Source organism: Embleya sp. NPDC050493 (genome assembly GCF_044458105.1).
In the GTDB taxonomy this organism is placed as follows: domain Bacteria; phylum Actinomycetota; class Actinomycetes; order Streptomycetales; family Streptomycetaceae; genus Embleya.
The window spans coordinates 138,033-153,018 of sequence record NZ_JBITHP010000008.1 but is presented as its reverse complement, the minus strand read 5'-3'; the positions used below and the strand labels follow the sequence as shown (position 1 = coordinate 153,018).

General features: G+C 71.2%; 13 protein-coding genes. 3 read left to right on the top strand and 10 right to left on the bottom strand.

Features of this window, described 5'->3' with window-relative positions; translation table 11 throughout:
* Positions 1–54: 54 nt before the first annotated feature.
* From ACIBM5_RS18200 to ACIBM5_RS18190, 3 genes are all read right to left on the bottom strand, one after another.
* Complete coding sequence (locus ACIBM5_RS18200) at positions 55–2,001, bottom strand: dipeptide/oligopeptide/nickel ABC transporter permease/ATP-binding protein (protein ID WP_396007788.1); 1,947 nt, start codon at positions 1,999–2,001, stop codon at positions 55–57.
* A gap of 2 nt (positions 2,002–2,003) precedes the next feature.
* Positions 2,004–2,957: an ABC transporter permease gene (locus ACIBM5_RS18195; RefSeq protein ID WP_396007787.1), complete on the bottom strand. Its 954-nt coding sequence runs from the start codon at positions 2,955–2,957 to the stop codon at positions 2,004–2,006.
* 158 nt (positions 2,958–3,115) lie between these two features.
* The gene (locus ACIBM5_RS18190; RefSeq protein WP_396007786.1) at positions 3,116–4,726 is read right to left on the bottom strand and encodes an ABC transporter substrate-binding protein; all 1,611 of its coding nucleotides are present in this window, start codon (positions 4,724–4,726) and stop codon (positions 3,116–3,118) included.
* A gap of 247 nt (positions 4,727–4,973) precedes the next feature.
* On the opposite strand from ACIBM5_RS18190, the gene ACIBM5_RS18185 reads away from it, so the two are divergent.
* Positions 4,974–5,675 (top strand): FadR/GntR family transcriptional regulator, encoded by a 702-nt coding sequence (locus ACIBM5_RS18185; RefSeq protein ID WP_396007785.1) that lies wholly within the window; start codon positions 4,974–4,976, stop codon positions 5,673–5,675.
* A 196-nt stretch (positions 5,676–5,871) separates the two neighbouring features.
* Here ACIBM5_RS18185 and ACIBM5_RS18180 read toward each other — a convergent pair whose 3' ends face one another.
* Positions 5,872–6,906: an alpha/beta hydrolase gene (locus tag ACIBM5_RS18180; protein ID WP_396007784.1), complete on the bottom strand. Its 1,035-nt coding sequence runs from the start codon at positions 6,904–6,906 to the stop codon at positions 5,872–5,874.
* A gap of 84 nt (positions 6,907–6,990) precedes the next feature.
* Between ACIBM5_RS18180 and ACIBM5_RS18175 the strand changes: the two genes are divergently transcribed.
* Positions 6,991–7,536 (top strand): MarR family winged helix-turn-helix transcriptional regulator, encoded by a 546-nt coding sequence (locus tag ACIBM5_RS18175; RefSeq protein ID WP_396007783.1) that lies wholly within the window; start codon positions 6,991–6,993, stop codon positions 7,534–7,536.
* A gap of 175 nt (positions 7,537–7,711) precedes the next feature.
* Here ACIBM5_RS18175 and ACIBM5_RS18170 read toward each other — a convergent pair whose 3' ends face one another.
* From ACIBM5_RS18170 to ACIBM5_RS18145, 6 genes are all read right to left on the bottom strand, one after another.
* Positions 7,712–8,626: a phenylalanine 4-monooxygenase gene (locus ACIBM5_RS18170; RefSeq protein ID WP_396007782.1), complete on the bottom strand. Its 915-nt coding sequence runs from the start codon at positions 8,624–8,626 to the stop codon at positions 7,712–7,714.
* 397 nt (positions 8,627–9,023) lie between these two features.
* Complete coding sequence (locus ACIBM5_RS18165; protein WP_396007781.1) at positions 9,024–9,824, bottom strand: SDR family NAD(P)-dependent oxidoreductase; 801 nt, start codon at positions 9,822–9,824, stop codon at positions 9,024–9,026.
* Positions 9,825–9,946: 122 nt separating this feature from the next.
* Entirely contained in the window at positions 9,947–10,495 is a 549-nt protein-coding gene (locus ACIBM5_RS18160) for a hypothetical protein (RefSeq protein WP_391583203.1), read from the bottom strand.
* A 97-nt stretch (positions 10,496–10,592) separates the two neighbouring features.
* Complete coding sequence (locus tag ACIBM5_RS18155) at positions 10,593–11,681, bottom strand: hypothetical protein (protein WP_396007780.1); 1,089 nt, start codon at positions 11,679–11,681, stop codon at positions 10,593–10,595.
* Between the two features lie 218 nt (positions 11,682–11,899).
* Positions 11,900–12,346, bottom strand: a complete 447-nt coding sequence (locus ACIBM5_RS18150; RefSeq protein WP_396007779.1) for a nuclear transport factor 2 family protein — start codon at positions 12,344–12,346, stop codon at positions 11,900–11,902.
* Positions 12,347–12,856: 510 nt separating this feature from the next.
* A complete protein-coding gene (locus ACIBM5_RS18145; RefSeq protein ID WP_396007778.1) occupies positions 12,857–13,600 on the bottom strand; it encodes a TetR/AcrR family transcriptional regulator in 744 nt (247 codons plus the stop codon).
* Between the two features lie 330 nt (positions 13,601–13,930).
* Between ACIBM5_RS18145 and ACIBM5_RS18140 the strand changes: the two genes are divergently transcribed.
* The gene (locus ACIBM5_RS18140; RefSeq protein ID WP_396007777.1) at positions 13,931–14,956 is read left to right on the top strand and encodes a hypothetical protein; all 1,026 of its coding nucleotides are present in this window, start codon (positions 13,931–13,933) and stop codon (positions 14,954–14,956) included.
* The last annotated feature ends 30 nt before the right edge of the window (positions 14,957–14,986 follow it).

Here is a 14,986-nt window from a genome sequence, read left to right as displayed (position 1 = left end):
CCGACCTCCCGGGTTCGGGTCCGGTAGCGGGTGTGGGCGCGGTCCGGGTCCGGTTCATCGAACGCCTCCGGTCAGGGTCTGGGCCGGGTGGTGGCAGGCGGCGGCGTGCGCGCGCACGTCACCGGTCAGGGCCGGTCGGACGTCGAGGCACCGCTCGCTCGCCGCGGGACAACGTTCGGCGAACCGGCAGCCGGGGCCGAAGTCGGCCGGCGGCGGCACCACACCCGGGATCTGGTGCAGGCGCTCCTCGCCGGCTTCCAGGGACAACACCGAGCCCAGCAGGCCGCGGGCGTAGTGGTGCCGGGGAGCGCGCAGGAGCTGCGCGGTGCGGCCGGTCTCGATCACATGGCCGCCGTACATGACCACGATCCGGTCGGCGAGCGAGGACACCAGGGCCAGGTCGTGCGAGATCAGGACCAGGGCGAAGCCCAGTTCGTCGCGCAGCCGGGTCAGCAGGTCCACGACCTGGGCCTGCACGGTCACGTCCAGCGCGGTGGTGGGTTCGTCGGCCAGGATCAGCCGGGGGCCGCGCGAGAGGGCCATCGCGATCAGCACGCGCTGGCGCTGACCGCCGGAGAGCTGGTGCGGGTGGCTGCGCAGGGTACGGGCGGCATCCAGGCCGACCAGTTCGAGCAGTTCGGCGGGCGTGCGGGTGCCGCCGCGCCTGGTGAGCTGGCGCATCTGGGTCTCGATGAGCAGGCCGGGATTGAGCGAGCTGAGCGCGTCCTGGTAGATCATCGCGATCTCGTGTCCCAGGAGCGGGCGACGTTCGCGCGGGGTCATCGCGAGCAGATCGCGGCCGGCGAAGTGCACCTCTCCCGCGGTCTCGGCACCCTTGGGCAGCAGGCCCATCACGGCCAGGCTGGTCAGGCTCTTGCCGCAGCCGCTCTCCCCGACCAGGCCCACGGTCTCCCCCGGGCGTACGTCGAAGGAGACGTCGTCGACGATGCGTACGCCGCCGTGCCGGTCGGGAAAGCGTACGGACAGCCCGCGCACGGACAGCAGCGCCGGCGCGTCGGGGACCTCGCGGATCGGCAACCGGTCGGCGGCCTCGGCCAGGCGTGCGTCCAGGGCGGCGTGCGCGGCCGCATCGAGCGGCGCGACGCGGGCGGCTTCGCGCTCGGCCTTGATCGGGTCCTTGGCGGTGTGTCCGGCGGGCGCGGCCCACGCGTCGGAGATGCCTTCGGCGAGTACGTTCAGCGCGAGCACGGTGAGCAGGATCATCAGGCCCGGGAAGAAGGTGGCCCACCAGCCGCCGGTGAGCACGAGGGTGCGGCCGTAGGCGATCACCGACCCCCAGGAGGGGTCGGGGTCGGGCACGCCCGCGCCGATGAAGGACAGGCTCGCCTCGAAGACGATGGCATCCGCGACCAGGACGGTGGCGAAGACCAGGATCGGCGCGGCGCAGTTGACCGCGACGTGTCGGATGAGGATGTGCGGGCGCCGGGCGCCGATCACGCGTTCGGCCGCGACGTAGTCCTCGCCGTACTGCGCGAGCACGTTGGCGCGCACGACGCGGGCCAGCGAGGGGGTGTACAGGAACGCGATGGAGCAGACCAGCACGCTCAGCGAGCTGCCGAAGACGGCGACGAACACGGCGGCCAGGGCCACGTTGGGAAAGGCCATGACCACGTCGAGCACACGCATGACGCCCTCGTCGACCAGACGCCGCGAGGTGGCGGCGAGGGCGCCGAGCAGACCTCCGAGCACGAGCGCCAGGATGGTGGCGCCCAGTCCGATGGCGAGCGACCAGCGCGCGCCGACCAGGAGCCGGGAGAACACGTCGCGCCCGGCCCGGTCGGTACCGAACCAGTGTTCGCCGGAAGGGCTTTGGGCGGGGATGCCGGTGGCGAGCGGGTCGTGCGGGGCGATCCACGGCCCCAGCAGCGCCGCCAGGCACAGCAGGGCGAGCGCACTCACGCACACGCGGGCGGGCACCGACAGCCGGCTCCACCGGATGCCGGGGCGCGAGAGTCGGGCGACCAGTTCGGGGCGCATCATCTTCAGGCCTCCCTGGTACGGGGGTTGGCGAACAGGCAGGCGAGGTCGACGACCAGGTTGACGAGCACGAACACGACGGCGATCACGAGGACGGTGCCCTGTACGACGGCCACGTCGCCGGAGGTGACGCCGTTGAGGATGAGCGTGCCCAGGCCCGGGAGGCCGAAGATGGTCTCGATCACCACCGCGCCGCCGAGCGCGTATCCGGCGCGCAGGCCGAGCACGGTCAGCGGGGTCACCAAGGCGTTGCGCAACACGTTGCGGCCCACGATCACCAGGGGCGGCAGACCGTTTCCGGCGGCGGTGCGCACGTAGTCGCGGTCGAGTTCCTCGACCATCGAGGTGCGCACGATGCGGGTCAGGGAAGCGCCGACCGGCACGGCGATCGCGACGGCGGGCAGGAACAGGCTCCGCAGCCAGGCGCCCACGCCGTCGACCGGGTTGACGTAGCCGCCGGTGGGAAACCAGCCCAGGCGCAGCGCGAACTGCTGGATGAGCAGGATGCCGAGCCAGAACGAGGGCGTGGCCACGCCGGCCATCGACAACACGCGGATGACCTGATCGGGCCGGCGGTCGCGGAAGATCGCCGCGGTCACGCCGAGCAGCAACGCGCCCAGTGACGCGAGCAGCATGCCCAGGAAGGTCAGTTGCAGGGTCAGTGGCAGGGCGGTGAAGATCGCGTCCGAGACCGGCTTGCTGGGCGGGGTGGTGACGCCGAGGTCGCCGTGCAGCAGGTCGCCCAGGAAGGCGAGGTAGCGCACCACGATCGGGTCGTCGAGCCCGTGGTCGGCGGAGTACGCGTCGCGCGCGGCCTCGGACGCGCCTTCGCCGAGCGCGTTGTACGCGGGGTCGGTGGGCGAGAAACGCAGGACCACGAAGACGAACAACGTGATCCCCAGGAGGAGGGGTGGGAGCGTGAGCAGCCGTCTGCCGGCCATGCGCAGGATCGTGGTCATGGGGCTCTCGGAGGGCGGGAGGCGGGCCGCCCCCCCCCGCGGGGGGGGGGGGGGGGCCGGGGGGGGGGGGGGGGGGGGGGGGGGGGGGGGCGCCCCCCCCCCGGGGGGGGGGGGGGGGGCGCGGGGGTTGCGGGGGGGGGGGGGGGGGCCGGGGTGGCCTACGCGGGGCCGGCGTCCAGGAAGGACAGGCCGGTGGTGGGCAGCGGCCGAAAGCCGGTGAGCGCCTTGTCGTTCCAGGCGGTGGCGAGCTTGCGGTGGAAGACCGGGTAGAGCGGGACCTGTGCGGCGGCCAGGTCGATCGCCTGCCCCCACAATTCCTTGCGCTTGACCGTGTCGGCCTCGGCGGCCGCGGCGTCCAGGAGCGTCCGGGCCTGCTTGCCCTCGGGAGTCTGTGACCACATGTGGCGCTTGTCGGCCCACAGGCCCACGTACCACCAGCGCATCAGCAGGTCGACGTCGTTGCCGAACACCGACGGGTCGCCGGGGGCGGCCATCACCTGGTACTCGCCGTTGTCGATCTTGTTCTTGTACTGGCCGCCGGACTGGCCGATGTCGAGCGTGGTGCGCACGCCGATCCCGTCCCAGCTCTCCTTGATCAGCGGCGCGATGTCCTTGACCCATGCGGTGTCGGTGAGCACCAGGGTGACGTCGAGCCCGCTCACGCCCGCCTCGGCCAGCAGGCTCTTGGCCCTGGCCGGGTCGTAGCCGTAGACGGTGGCCGCGCGGCGGTAGTCGGGGTGGGTCTCCTGGAGGAAGCTGCTCGCCGGGACGGCGTTGCCGAGCAGGCCGGTGGCGATCAGCTTTTCCTTGTCCAGGCCCCAGTGCAGCGCCTGGCGCACCCGCACGTCGTCGAAGGGCTTGCGGCGCAGGTTGAACATCAGGAACAGCAGGCCGAAGCTCTGCACGGAGTCGGCCCGATGCGCCTTCTTGACCTGGGCGTAGTTGATGTACGGAACGTCCTCGACCACCTGGACCCGGTCGGAGTCGAGCGCGGTGACCCGGGCGGATGCGTCGGCGAGCAGGAGCCAGTTCATCGTCGCGGCGCGCGCCGGTTTGGGGCCGTTGTAGGCGGCGTGCTCGGCGAAGACGATCCGGTCGTCCTTGGTCGCGGACACCATCCGGTACGGACCCGATCCCACCGGCAGCGCGTCGAACTGCTGCTGACCCTTGGTCACCACGGCCTTGGGGACGATTTTGACCACGGATATCCGCTCGCCGAACAGTGCGAACGCGAAGGTGAGGCCGAACTCGACGGTGTTCGCGTCGATTGCCCGCACCTCGCGCAGGAACGGCAGGAACTGGCTGATCAGCGAGTTGTTCGCCGGATCCAGGACACGCTGGAAACTGAAGGCGACGTCCTCGGCGGTGACCGGTGAGCCGTCGTGGAAGGTGGCGCCCGAGCGCACCTTGGCCCGCCACGTGGTGGCGTCCACCTGCTGGGGCATCGCCGCCGCCAGCGCGGCGTACGGGCTTCGGGTGACCGGATCGAGGTCGACCAGACCCTCGAAGACGTGCAGGTTGGCCGCGACGGGGAGCGCGCCGGAGGCGGTCATCGGGTCGAAGCCGGTGCTCAGCGTGTAGGAGAGACCGGCGTTGATGGTCTTCTTGCCCCTGCTCTTGCCGCCCGAGTCCCCGTTGCCGATGTTCGTCGACGCGGGGCCGCACGCGGCGAGGGAGCCACCGATGGCGGTGGCGGCGCCGAGCGCGCCGATGAATCCGAGGAACTGTCGGCGGCCCAGCGCCTGGGCGGGCGAACGCGACTCGAACACGACGCCTCCTGTCTTGTCCGGTAATGCGAGGACTGCGAGGAAAAACCTACGGGGACAATTGCTGAACATCAGACATCGGATGTGGAACGAGGGACGTCCTACGTCTAGACTCGGGTGAGATTAGGAGGCCATCCGTGACCCGGTCAAGAGGGCGAGGCGAACCGATGCGACGACCACGCTGTGCGACGGGCGTGGACGCGTCGATGAGTAGGGTGACGTCCGGAGACATTCGGCGAGGGGGGACGCGATGACGGTGAGCGACCGGCGCAAGTACGGCGTACAGGAGCGGATCAAGGAGTTGATCCTGGAGCGCGGCCTGGGCGCGGGCGATCCGATGCCCACCGAGACCGATCTCATGGATCTCCTCGGCGTCAGCCGAAACTCCGTACGTGAGGCGCTCAAGGCGCTCCAAGCCGTGGGCATCGTGGAGATCCGGCACGGCTTCGGCACCTACGTGGGCCGCATGTCCCTCGGCGCCCTCGTCGACGAACTGTCCTTCCACGGCCGCCTCTCCCAAGCCTCGGGCGCGCGCAGCATCACCGAACTGGTCGCGGTGCGCGAGGCCCTGGAGGCGGGCCTGATCGGACAGGTCGTCGAGATCGCCGACGACGCCGACCTGGCGGATCTGCGCGCGATGGCCGATCGCATGGCCGCCGAGGCAGCCGAGGGCGAGGTGTCACCGCTGACCGACCGGCAGTTCCACGAGACGCTGTATCGCCCGTTGGGCAACGACCTGATGCTGCGCCTGCTCGCCGCGTTCTGGGACGCCTACGATCGACTCGCCGCCGACCTGCCGCCGATCGGCGAGTCCGCCCGGGACGTCGCCGCCCAGCACCGCGAGGTCTACGACGCGGTCGCCGCCCGCGACGCCGAACGCGCCCGCCGCGCGATCACGGTTCACTTCACCGGCATCCGGGGCCGCACCCCGGGCCCCGTCCCGGCCCCCTGACGACCGAGCCGCGACGACGGCCCGAGCACGACACGCCAGGACATGGATCGTATGCGTCGGTCATGGCATGCGTCGGTCACCGCCACTCGTCGACGCTTGCGACGAGGCCCGCCAGGCCGAACGGCGCCATGCGCCGTCGACATCGACGCGGACCCTCGTCGCGACGTGGCCCGGGGACGTGGAACGCCCGCGACGACTACCGCGGTTGCGCGATCCGATGGGCGAGCCACGCGAGTGCGGGCGGCATCCGGTATTCCACGGCGTGGTGTCCTCCGTCGAACAACTCGAAGCGGACGACGCCCTCATCCACTCCGGCCTCGACGAGGGCATCGCGGAACGCCTGTGCCCCCAGGTCGAGGAACCATTCGTCGCGGGTGCCCGCGTCGATCCAGATCGCCCGCTGGGATCGCAGTGCCTCGGCGTGCAGTGGCGCCATCCTGACCGGATCCCGGTCCAGCCAGCGCTGCCAGATCTCCGGCCGGAGCGCACCCGTGCGCGGGTCGAAGGGCAACTGTGGCGTGCCGTCCGGAGCGGGCGAGAAGCAGGCCGAGACGCCGAGCAGTTCGAGCAGCCGAAGATCCTCGTCCCGGGTGAAGGCCACTCGGGAGCGGAAGTCGTCCCACCAGCGGAAGATGTCGCCGTCGTAGGCCCGCAAGTGGCGTGCCGCCATGAGGAAATGAGGGATGTACTGGGCCTCCGACAACGAATCACCCGAGTGCGTCGCGAACGCGCCGAACAGGTCGGGACGGAGCATCGGTGTGATCATCGCGCCGAGCCCGCCGCTCGACTTGCCTGCCAGCGCCCGGTGATCGCGGTCGGCGAGCGACCGGTAGTGGGCGTCGACCCACGGCACGATCTCCTCGCAGAGATACGAGTGGTAGCGGCCGGTCCCCGGCGAGTCGACGTATTGGCTGCCGCCGTACGTGGTCCACGCGTCCACGAACACCAGAATCATGGGCGGTGCCTCGCCGCGGGCGAAGATCCCGTCGACGAGTTCGGGCACCGGCCGGCGGTAAGGGGTGTGGTTGCGCCAGACCGGGAGGGTCCCGGCGTAGCCGAGCAGCAGATAGGTGACGGGATAGCGGCGCCCGGGATCGGTGTCGTAGCCGGGTGGGGTGTAGACCCACAACGGCCTCTTCGCCGCGTCGCCCAGGGGATTGTCGCGCAACAGGACGCTGTCGATGACGTGCTCGTCGATGCGGCCTGCGAGCACGGTGGGCCATGGGGCCATCGATACCTCCTCGGAAGGGAAGCCTCGACGTTACTACGATTTCAAATTATATGAATCGGTAATACTTGCCGGTATGCTGGCGCGATGGACACGACGCACGACCAGGGCCCGTCTGCCGACTCGGTCGACCGGCACATCGCTCATTGGAAGCACGAGGTTCCCGATCTGGACCCGATGGTCGAGGGTGTCGTCACCCGGATGCAGATGCTGGTGCGCCATCTCCAGCGTCGCAAGGAAGCAGGGCTCGGCCGACGCAGGTTGAAGATGTGGGAATACGAGATCCTCTGGCGGCTGCGCTCCGCCGGCGAGCCGTACCGGATGACGCCGACACGGCTCGCCGAGGGCCTGGACATCCATCCGGCGACCCTCACGAGCCGGCTGGACCGCATGGCGAAGTCCGGCTACGTGACCCGGGAGCACACCCCGGAGGACCGCCGGAGCCTGCTCGTGACGCTGACCGAGGAGGGCCACGAGGCGTGGTCGTCCACGATCGGCGATCAGATGGCGACCGAACAGGCGCTCCTGGCCCCGCTGTGCGAAGCGGAACGGGAGCAACTCGTGGCCCTGCTGCGAAAGATCACCCTGAACGCGGAGTCGGGCGGCCCACCACTGATGCCCACTCTCGACTGAACACACCCACGGGCCCGCCCGCACCGTCGTTCGCCTCCGCTGCGCCCCCGGCACTGCTTCCGCCTGCCGCACCAAGGGCCGCCCGTCGTCGCGTGGCCGTCGCGGGGGCGTCGGTGGTGGCGTCGGTGCCGAAAGCGCGCGGGCCGGTCCCGCGGGGGGGCGCGATTCGGCGCCCTCACCGCTGGGGTGGGTGGGACACGAAGCCGCGTTCGGCCGGGGCGGGGAGGCGGAGGCGGTGGCGGGTGTTCTCGTCGAAGTCGTCGAGGAAGGCGTGGAGGAGGTCGGCGAGGTGGGTCGGGGATTCGACGGTGAACAGGACCGGTTGGTAGCCGGCGACCTGGTACGGCATGCGGGCCATTTCGGTGAGATCGAACGGCCGCAGATCGGCGCGGGTGAAGCGGGCGAGTTCGCCGTAGGACGACAACAGAGCCGCCCCGTACGCCTCGGGTTGTCGGCGGCGTTCGAGGACGACGCCGTATTCGAGGGTGAACCAGTACACGCGGCTGATCAGATCGAGCGCGTCGGCGCTGTCCACGCGGGACGCGGCCCGGCCCACCGTGCGGTACAGGTCGGCGAAGAACGGGTCGGCGAGATGGATGCCGTGCCCGAACACGTCGTGCAGGACGTCCGGCTCGGGCGTGTACAGCGGCATCGCGGGATGCCGCACGTACTGCACGGCGTGAAAGTAGCCCTCGGCCATCGCCCCGAGGAAACGCTTGTTCGGCACGATCCCACCCGCCAGGGTGAACCGGAACCCGGTCAGGGCCTGGAGCCCATCGGAGACCTCCTCGTGCTGCGGGACACCGTCGGCGGGAATCGGCGCCACCGCGCGGGCGCGCAGCAGTTCCGGACAGACCCGGCCGTCCTGGGTCCGCCACAGCGCGCCGTGCACGCGACGCCAGGTGGCGTGCTCGGCCTCGGTGTAGCGCACCCGGGGCGACGGTTCGCCCACCCGATGGCCTCGGGCCCGGTCGGCGATCAGATTCCTGCGACGGACGTAGTCCGGGTCCGCGAAACCGGGATGCGCCTCGGCGCGGCCCACGGTGACCCCGCCCGCGTCGAGCGGAGTCAGCCTCGTCCAATCGATCATGAACAGCATCGTGGCCCGACACGGGGCCGACCACACCTCCCCCGCACCCACACGGACGACACGTGGCGAGGGCCGACCGAGCATTCCGGACAGCCTCTCGGCGCCCACCGTCCGCGCTGCGAAACCGACCCGACGACCCGACGACCCGGCGACGCGGCACCGCGACCACCGTCACCCCGGGCTCGTGGCACCTCGACCGCTTGTTCCGTCCTGGACGGTTCTCCGATCGACATCGGCCTGAACGAGAACGAGACCGATGAGACGAGACCGAGACCGAGACCGCAGGCCGCAGGCCGCAAGCCGCAAGCCGCCGCCGGCACGCCGCACCCCCGGTCTCGGGTTCGGCGTTTGCGCACCGGATGTCGCGCACCCTGTCCGGGCGCGAGGCGAAGCCGGATCAGTGGGTGTCGAGTGGGGGGCGGCTGCGGGAGAGGAAGGCGCCGTTGTCGGACAGGAGGAACTGTCCGGTGGTGTGGGCGGAGAGATCACTGGCGAGGAACAGGACGAGGTCGGCGAGGTCCTCGGGGGCGGACAGTTCGCCGCCCAGCGGAATCGAGGCACGCAGTGCCCGGACGTAGTCGGCGGTGAGCGCGGCCTCCACCTCGCGGGTGAGGGTGGTTCCCGGGGCGACGGCGTTGACGCGGATGCGGTGCGGCGCGAGTTCCACCGCGAGGGTCCGGGTGAGGTGGTTGACCGCTGCCTTGGCGGCCCCGTAGGGGGCCAACCGGGGTGCGGGGCGGGTGGTTTCGCCCGAGCTGACGTTGATGATCACGCCGTCGACGCGGTCGCGGATCATGGCTGCCGCCTCGGCGCGGCACGAGTACATCGCGGTGAGCAGGTTGCCGGCGACCACATCCGACATGGCTCGGGGTGTCCACTCGACGAACGGGGCGGCGGAGTGCTCCCCCATCATGCCGACGTTGTTGACGGCGATGCGCAGTGGACCGAGGGTTCGCGTGGCCTCGTCGACGAGGTCGTCCACCCGGTGCGGGTCGCGCATGTCGCCGATCAGCGCGAAGGCCGACTGCCCATGAGCACGCACGAGTTCGCAGGTCTCGTGCGCGGCCTCGGGGACGATGTCGGTGACGGCGACGTTCGCCCCCGCCCGCGCGAGCGTGAGGGCGATCGCCCGTCCCAGTCCGGCGCCACCGCCCGTGACCAGGGCGGCGCGGCCGGTGAGGTTCGTCGGGTCCGTCACAGTCGGTTTCTCCGCTTCGTGTGGTGCGGGCGTTCGTGTCGTGGTCCCGGGTCGGGCGTGCGTTCGTGTCGCCGTCCCGGACCGGCGGGTGCTCGGGGTGCTCGGGCAGGCCGGGGCCGGGGTCAGGGGGCGTCGTGGGCCGACGGGGTGGTCGTCGCGAGGACGAGGGCGTCCTCGAGGGCTTCGAGTGCCATGGCGTCGAGTTCGGTGTCGGACGAGCCGCCGAGCGGGCCGCGCACGGTGAGGACGCGCGCCTGGGGCATGCCGTACAGCGAGGAGACCTGGCGGGCGATCTCGGTGAAGCCGGCGGTGGCCAGGAGCAGGGTGGGAATGCCCGCCTGTTCGAGGGCGACGGTGTCGTGGCAACTCCACGAGGTGCACGAACCACAGTCCGCCGAGCCGGTGATGATCAGATCCGCCGATGCGCGCAGCCGCTCGATCACGTCGGGTTCGGCGGGTGCGGCAGCGCTGAACTTGGGGATCTCCAGCGAGACCACCGCGCCGGTACGTTCGGCGAGCAGCCGGGCGACGGCTCCTTGGATGTAGCCCGCGTGCGGCTTGAGATTGTCCAGGACGGCGATGCGCGCTCCGGTCAACACCGCCAGTCCGGGCGCGAGTTGCTTGGCCGGCTCGCCGACCCGTCCGCACGGGTCGAGCAGGTGGACGGTCACGACGTTCTCCTCAACGTGTTCGGGTGGGGCAACAGGCAACAGGCAACAGGGCAACACGGCGGCACTGCGGCACCGCCGGCACCGCCGGCATTGCGGCCTAGTCGACGGGGACGGTGACGCTGCGCGTGAGTCCCCAACTCGGAACCACCAGCGAGTGCTTGCCCGGGCCGCCCGCGACCAGGATCCGGATGTTGTCCGCGCTGTCGGTCATCGGCTGTAGGTCGTCGTCGGCCAGCGCGCGCATCCACGGACGCCACAACGCGGCCCGGAAGTTCTCGCGGAAGTCGCCCGCCCGGCGTCGCGCCTTCTCGAACAGGTACGCCCGGACGTCCTGCCGCGCCCACCCCGCCGCGGCGATCGTGGCCGCGTGCTCCGGCCCCAAGACGATGAAGTACTCGGCACTGGAGACGACCGCGTTGTTCGTCCCGAACGTGGCCATCACCGTCGCCATCTTGTCCAGGATCGGCCCCGGCTCACCCCGGGTCTCCATGTCGTGGATGTTGTGCGGATTCTCCATCCCGGCCACGGTGACCGCGCTGCGGCTCTCCAGCCCCAGCGAACGCGGATAGGCCGCCCAGGGGCTGGCCTCGGCGTTCTCCGCGAAGCAGAACGTGTACTTCGAGGGTTGTCCGTGCGTCGCCGCGTCCGCCAGGCCCGCGTCCCCGGTGCCCTTGGCCGTCCCACCGCCGATGTGCAGCAGCGCCAGCCGCACCGCGCGTCCCAGCGTGGCGTTCGCGCGATTGCCCGGACCCAGCGTCCCGGTACCGGAGTTGAACCCGTGGGCGGAGACCGCGTGTCCGTGGACGACGACCATCACCGACACCGGGTGGGTCGTGGAGTTCACGCCGCGGAGATTGAACTCGGGTGCGCACATCCCTCGGGTCGCGGCGACGAGCAGGGGCAACATCCCGGGCGTGCATCCGGCCATCACCGCGTTGACGGCGAGCACCCTGGGCGTGGCCTCGCCCAGACGCGGCGGCAGCACGCCGACGACCTCGTCGGGATCACCGGCGTAGCCGGCCACCATCGCGGCCACCCGTTCCTCGGTGGGGGCCACGATCGGCAGGCCGTCCCCCCACCCGCGTTCCTCCAGCCACGCGTACACGGTCTCGGGCAGATCGTCGGGCAGGGCATGCGTGTCGGTGCCCCCGGCGGGGGCGGATCCGACCGTTGCGGAGTCGACCATGAGCATTCCTTCGACTGAGGGGTCGGGAAGGCGAGTGGGTGTGAGGTTATGGCCGCACGGTCGCGATCACAAGAGGTTCTGTTCGAAATAGCAGGCTGTGGTTTCGACTATTCGAATCACAGGATCGCAGGATCACAGGATCCCAGACGCCCGCCGCTCGTTCGCGGCTCGTGGGAGATGCGCGGCAGGGCCGGCGAGGTCGCCACCGCCGGGCCGGGTCACCGCTCCCCGAACGGCACGGCCTTCATGGTGTCGAGCACGACATGGACTTCCGCGAGCCGGTACACGCCGCCTTCGCGCCGTGCGGTCGCCCGGACGATGCCACTGGCGACGGGTGAGGGTACGCGGTTCTCCACCGACGTCACGTGGATGTACGACGACAACGACACCTCGGTGTCCGTGTGGCCGGTCACGTGGATGTTCGTGCCGTTGTGCCGCAGCGGGTACGGGCAGGCGAGCCGGTGCCGCCGCTGCCAGTCGAGCACGTCGGCACGGCCTCGGCTGTCCGACGCGATGAACTCCTCGAACGGGTGGTCACCGGTGTCCGTGCGCGAGGTGAACCACACGTCCTCGGTGAACATCTCCTCCCACGCGTCGAATTCCCCCTCGTCGTAGGCGAACCACCAGCGGTGCAGCAGTTCGTGGACGGCGATCGTCTCGTGCATGTCGTTCTCCTCGATGGTGGTCCGTCGGGCCGGCGCGGTTCGCGTACCCGGGTCGAATGCGGCACCGGCCAGGCCGACGGGCAAACGGCGAACGCGCCCAAGCCCTCGACCGCCGACCACAACCGGTCGTGGCCCGGAGAAACGCGGTGCCGCGTCGTACCCGAGGTGTACGCGCGTGCGCCTACCCGGCACAACGCGACGTGCGGCGCTTCTGCGGAGCGCCGGCGACCCGACCTCCGCAAATAAAATACGCGTTACACAAAAAAGGCAAGAGCGGCGGCACGGCAGTCGAGCGTCAGGATTCGACCGAATCGGCCGTACGGCGACAGGCCGTACCACGACAGGCCGTACGACGACATGCCGTCGCGGCGACATGCCGGATCACCGCGCCCGCACCCGAGCGCCATCCGAGCGGTGCGTCCCGACCCCGGACGGACCGCTTCGGTACGTCCACCTCCCCCGGTCGTGCCACCACCCCGCACAACCGGTTCCGTGCGCCCCGGCCCGGAGTCACCAGGGCGAGGGGTTGCTGAACAGCGGCGCCGTCGGGACGGCCCGCTTTCGCGGCGGCGTCGCGGGGGCGGCCGGCTCGGTGCCCTCGCCCATCGACGCCAGTGCGGCGAGCGTGGCATCGATGACCCGGTCGTACAGACGCTCGAACGCCCCGGGCAGTTGTTCCAGCACCGGGCCCACCCTGGCCCGATCCGCCGGATCCGCCGCCTCCAACGCGTCCCGCATGGCCGAGACCATTTCCGGAGCCGGAACGCGCCGGGCCGCCAACGTGGCCTGACCGACGATGGTCGTACTCACCAACGCGACGGCCAACGCCAGGTCCTCGTCTCCCAGTTCCAGCGGCTCCAGGATCTCGGTCAGCAGGACGAACGCCGGCAACCACGCGGGCTGCCGCGTCGACGCGATGTACGGCAGCAGCTGGGTGTAGGGCCGCAGATACTCCAGGCTCATCCACATCCAGTTGCGCAGTTCCTCCTGCCACGTCGAACCGGCGGGGCGATCGAACTCCATGTCGCTCGCCACCCGGTCCGCGACCGCGAACAAAAGGTCGTCGCGATCGGGAAAATAGCGGTACAGGGCCATCGGCGCCGACCCTGCGGCCTCCGCCACGCGCTTGACGGTCAACGGCTCACTCGGGTCCTGGTACACCAGACCCACTGCGGCGTCCACGATCTGCCCACGCGAGAGCCGCGCCGGCCGACCCCGGCCCCGCGAGGGCGCGTCCGTCGACGACTGAACCATGCGTTTCCCTTTCGCCGCGCCCCGCCGGCGCCGACCGTCTGCGAAGTCCAGGGTACGCACCCACAGCGGGCGACGGCGGCGCCCGGCGTCGGCGGAACGTCACCGGCGTCCCGGGCCGCTGCGCCGAACGGCGGACCGGCCGTGAAACCGCCATCGACGGGAACGTCCGCACCGGTGAGGTACGACGCGGCGCGCCGCGAGACGCGAGGCGCGGCCCCTCATGGGCCTCGGTCGCCCGCGCGACTCCTCGGAGGGTCTTCCGGCTTGTGACGGCGGGCGGGGAGGTCGACAGTGGACGTGGGACACGGACGATGCGAAGAGGGAGGACCCGTGGTCGCCTTCGCGTACGAGGAACGCCGTGCGGTCGAGTCGTACCGCCGGCGCGTCGAGGGCCTGCACGCGCAACTGGACCGTGACGCGGGGTTCTTCGACGGAATGCCGCTCCGGGTGAGCGCGCACGAGTGGCGCGCGCCGTCGGCGTGGAAGGAGTCCGAGGTCTTCTCGGTGATCGGGATCGGTCTCTCCGGCAACCTGGACCGGGTCCGGACGTCCGCCGAGACACACGCCGAATGGCTTGCCGCCGGGCACGCGTACGTGGAGGCGATCGACGCCGCGATCGTGGCGGCGATCCCCGTGCGCGCACAGGTACTCGCCGACCTCGACAAGCCGACCACGCGAGTACTGCGCCGGCGGCGCCGGGCCGCGTTGCGCACGTGGGAGCAGGCGCTGGAGACCTACCGGACGGCTGTCGCCGCGGCCGAGGCGGCGTACCGACCCACGCGCGAGGCGGTGGCCGAAGCCGTGGGCGCCACACGTGCCAACGACGAGCGCACGGAGGCCGCGCGGCGTGCGGCCGACGAGGAACGGCGGCACAGGGCCCGGGCGTCGGCGGAACGACCGATGTGGGGGCTGGTCCTGGTCGGCGAGCAGGCCGACCCGCCCGTTACCGCCGACGACCCGGCCGCCGCGGGAGCAGACTCCGGCTCGGGAGCAGACTCCGGCCCGGCTGCCGGCGACGTGCTCGTGTACCGGTACGACGTCGCGCCCGACCATCCGCTCCCGGCGGCCGCCCGACCGCACGCCCGCACGGCCGACGAGCCGCTCACCGCCCACGCCCTGGAAGCCGCGCTGCGCGAACTGCGCGACGAGGGCGTGTCGGTCACCTGGGAGAGCGCCGCCCGGGCGGCGCTGGAGCAGGAGTGCGACCTGGTCCTGAGCTCGTGGTGGGATTGCCTTTTCCCGCGCTCGGACCTGTTCCGCCCGCCCCCGACGCGACCGGACGCCACCCGCCACACCGGGACGTCGCACCACTCCAGCTACGGCGCGGGCGGCCACGGTTGCGGTGGAAGCTTCTGATCGAACGCCCCGTCGCCCGATGCCTCCCCC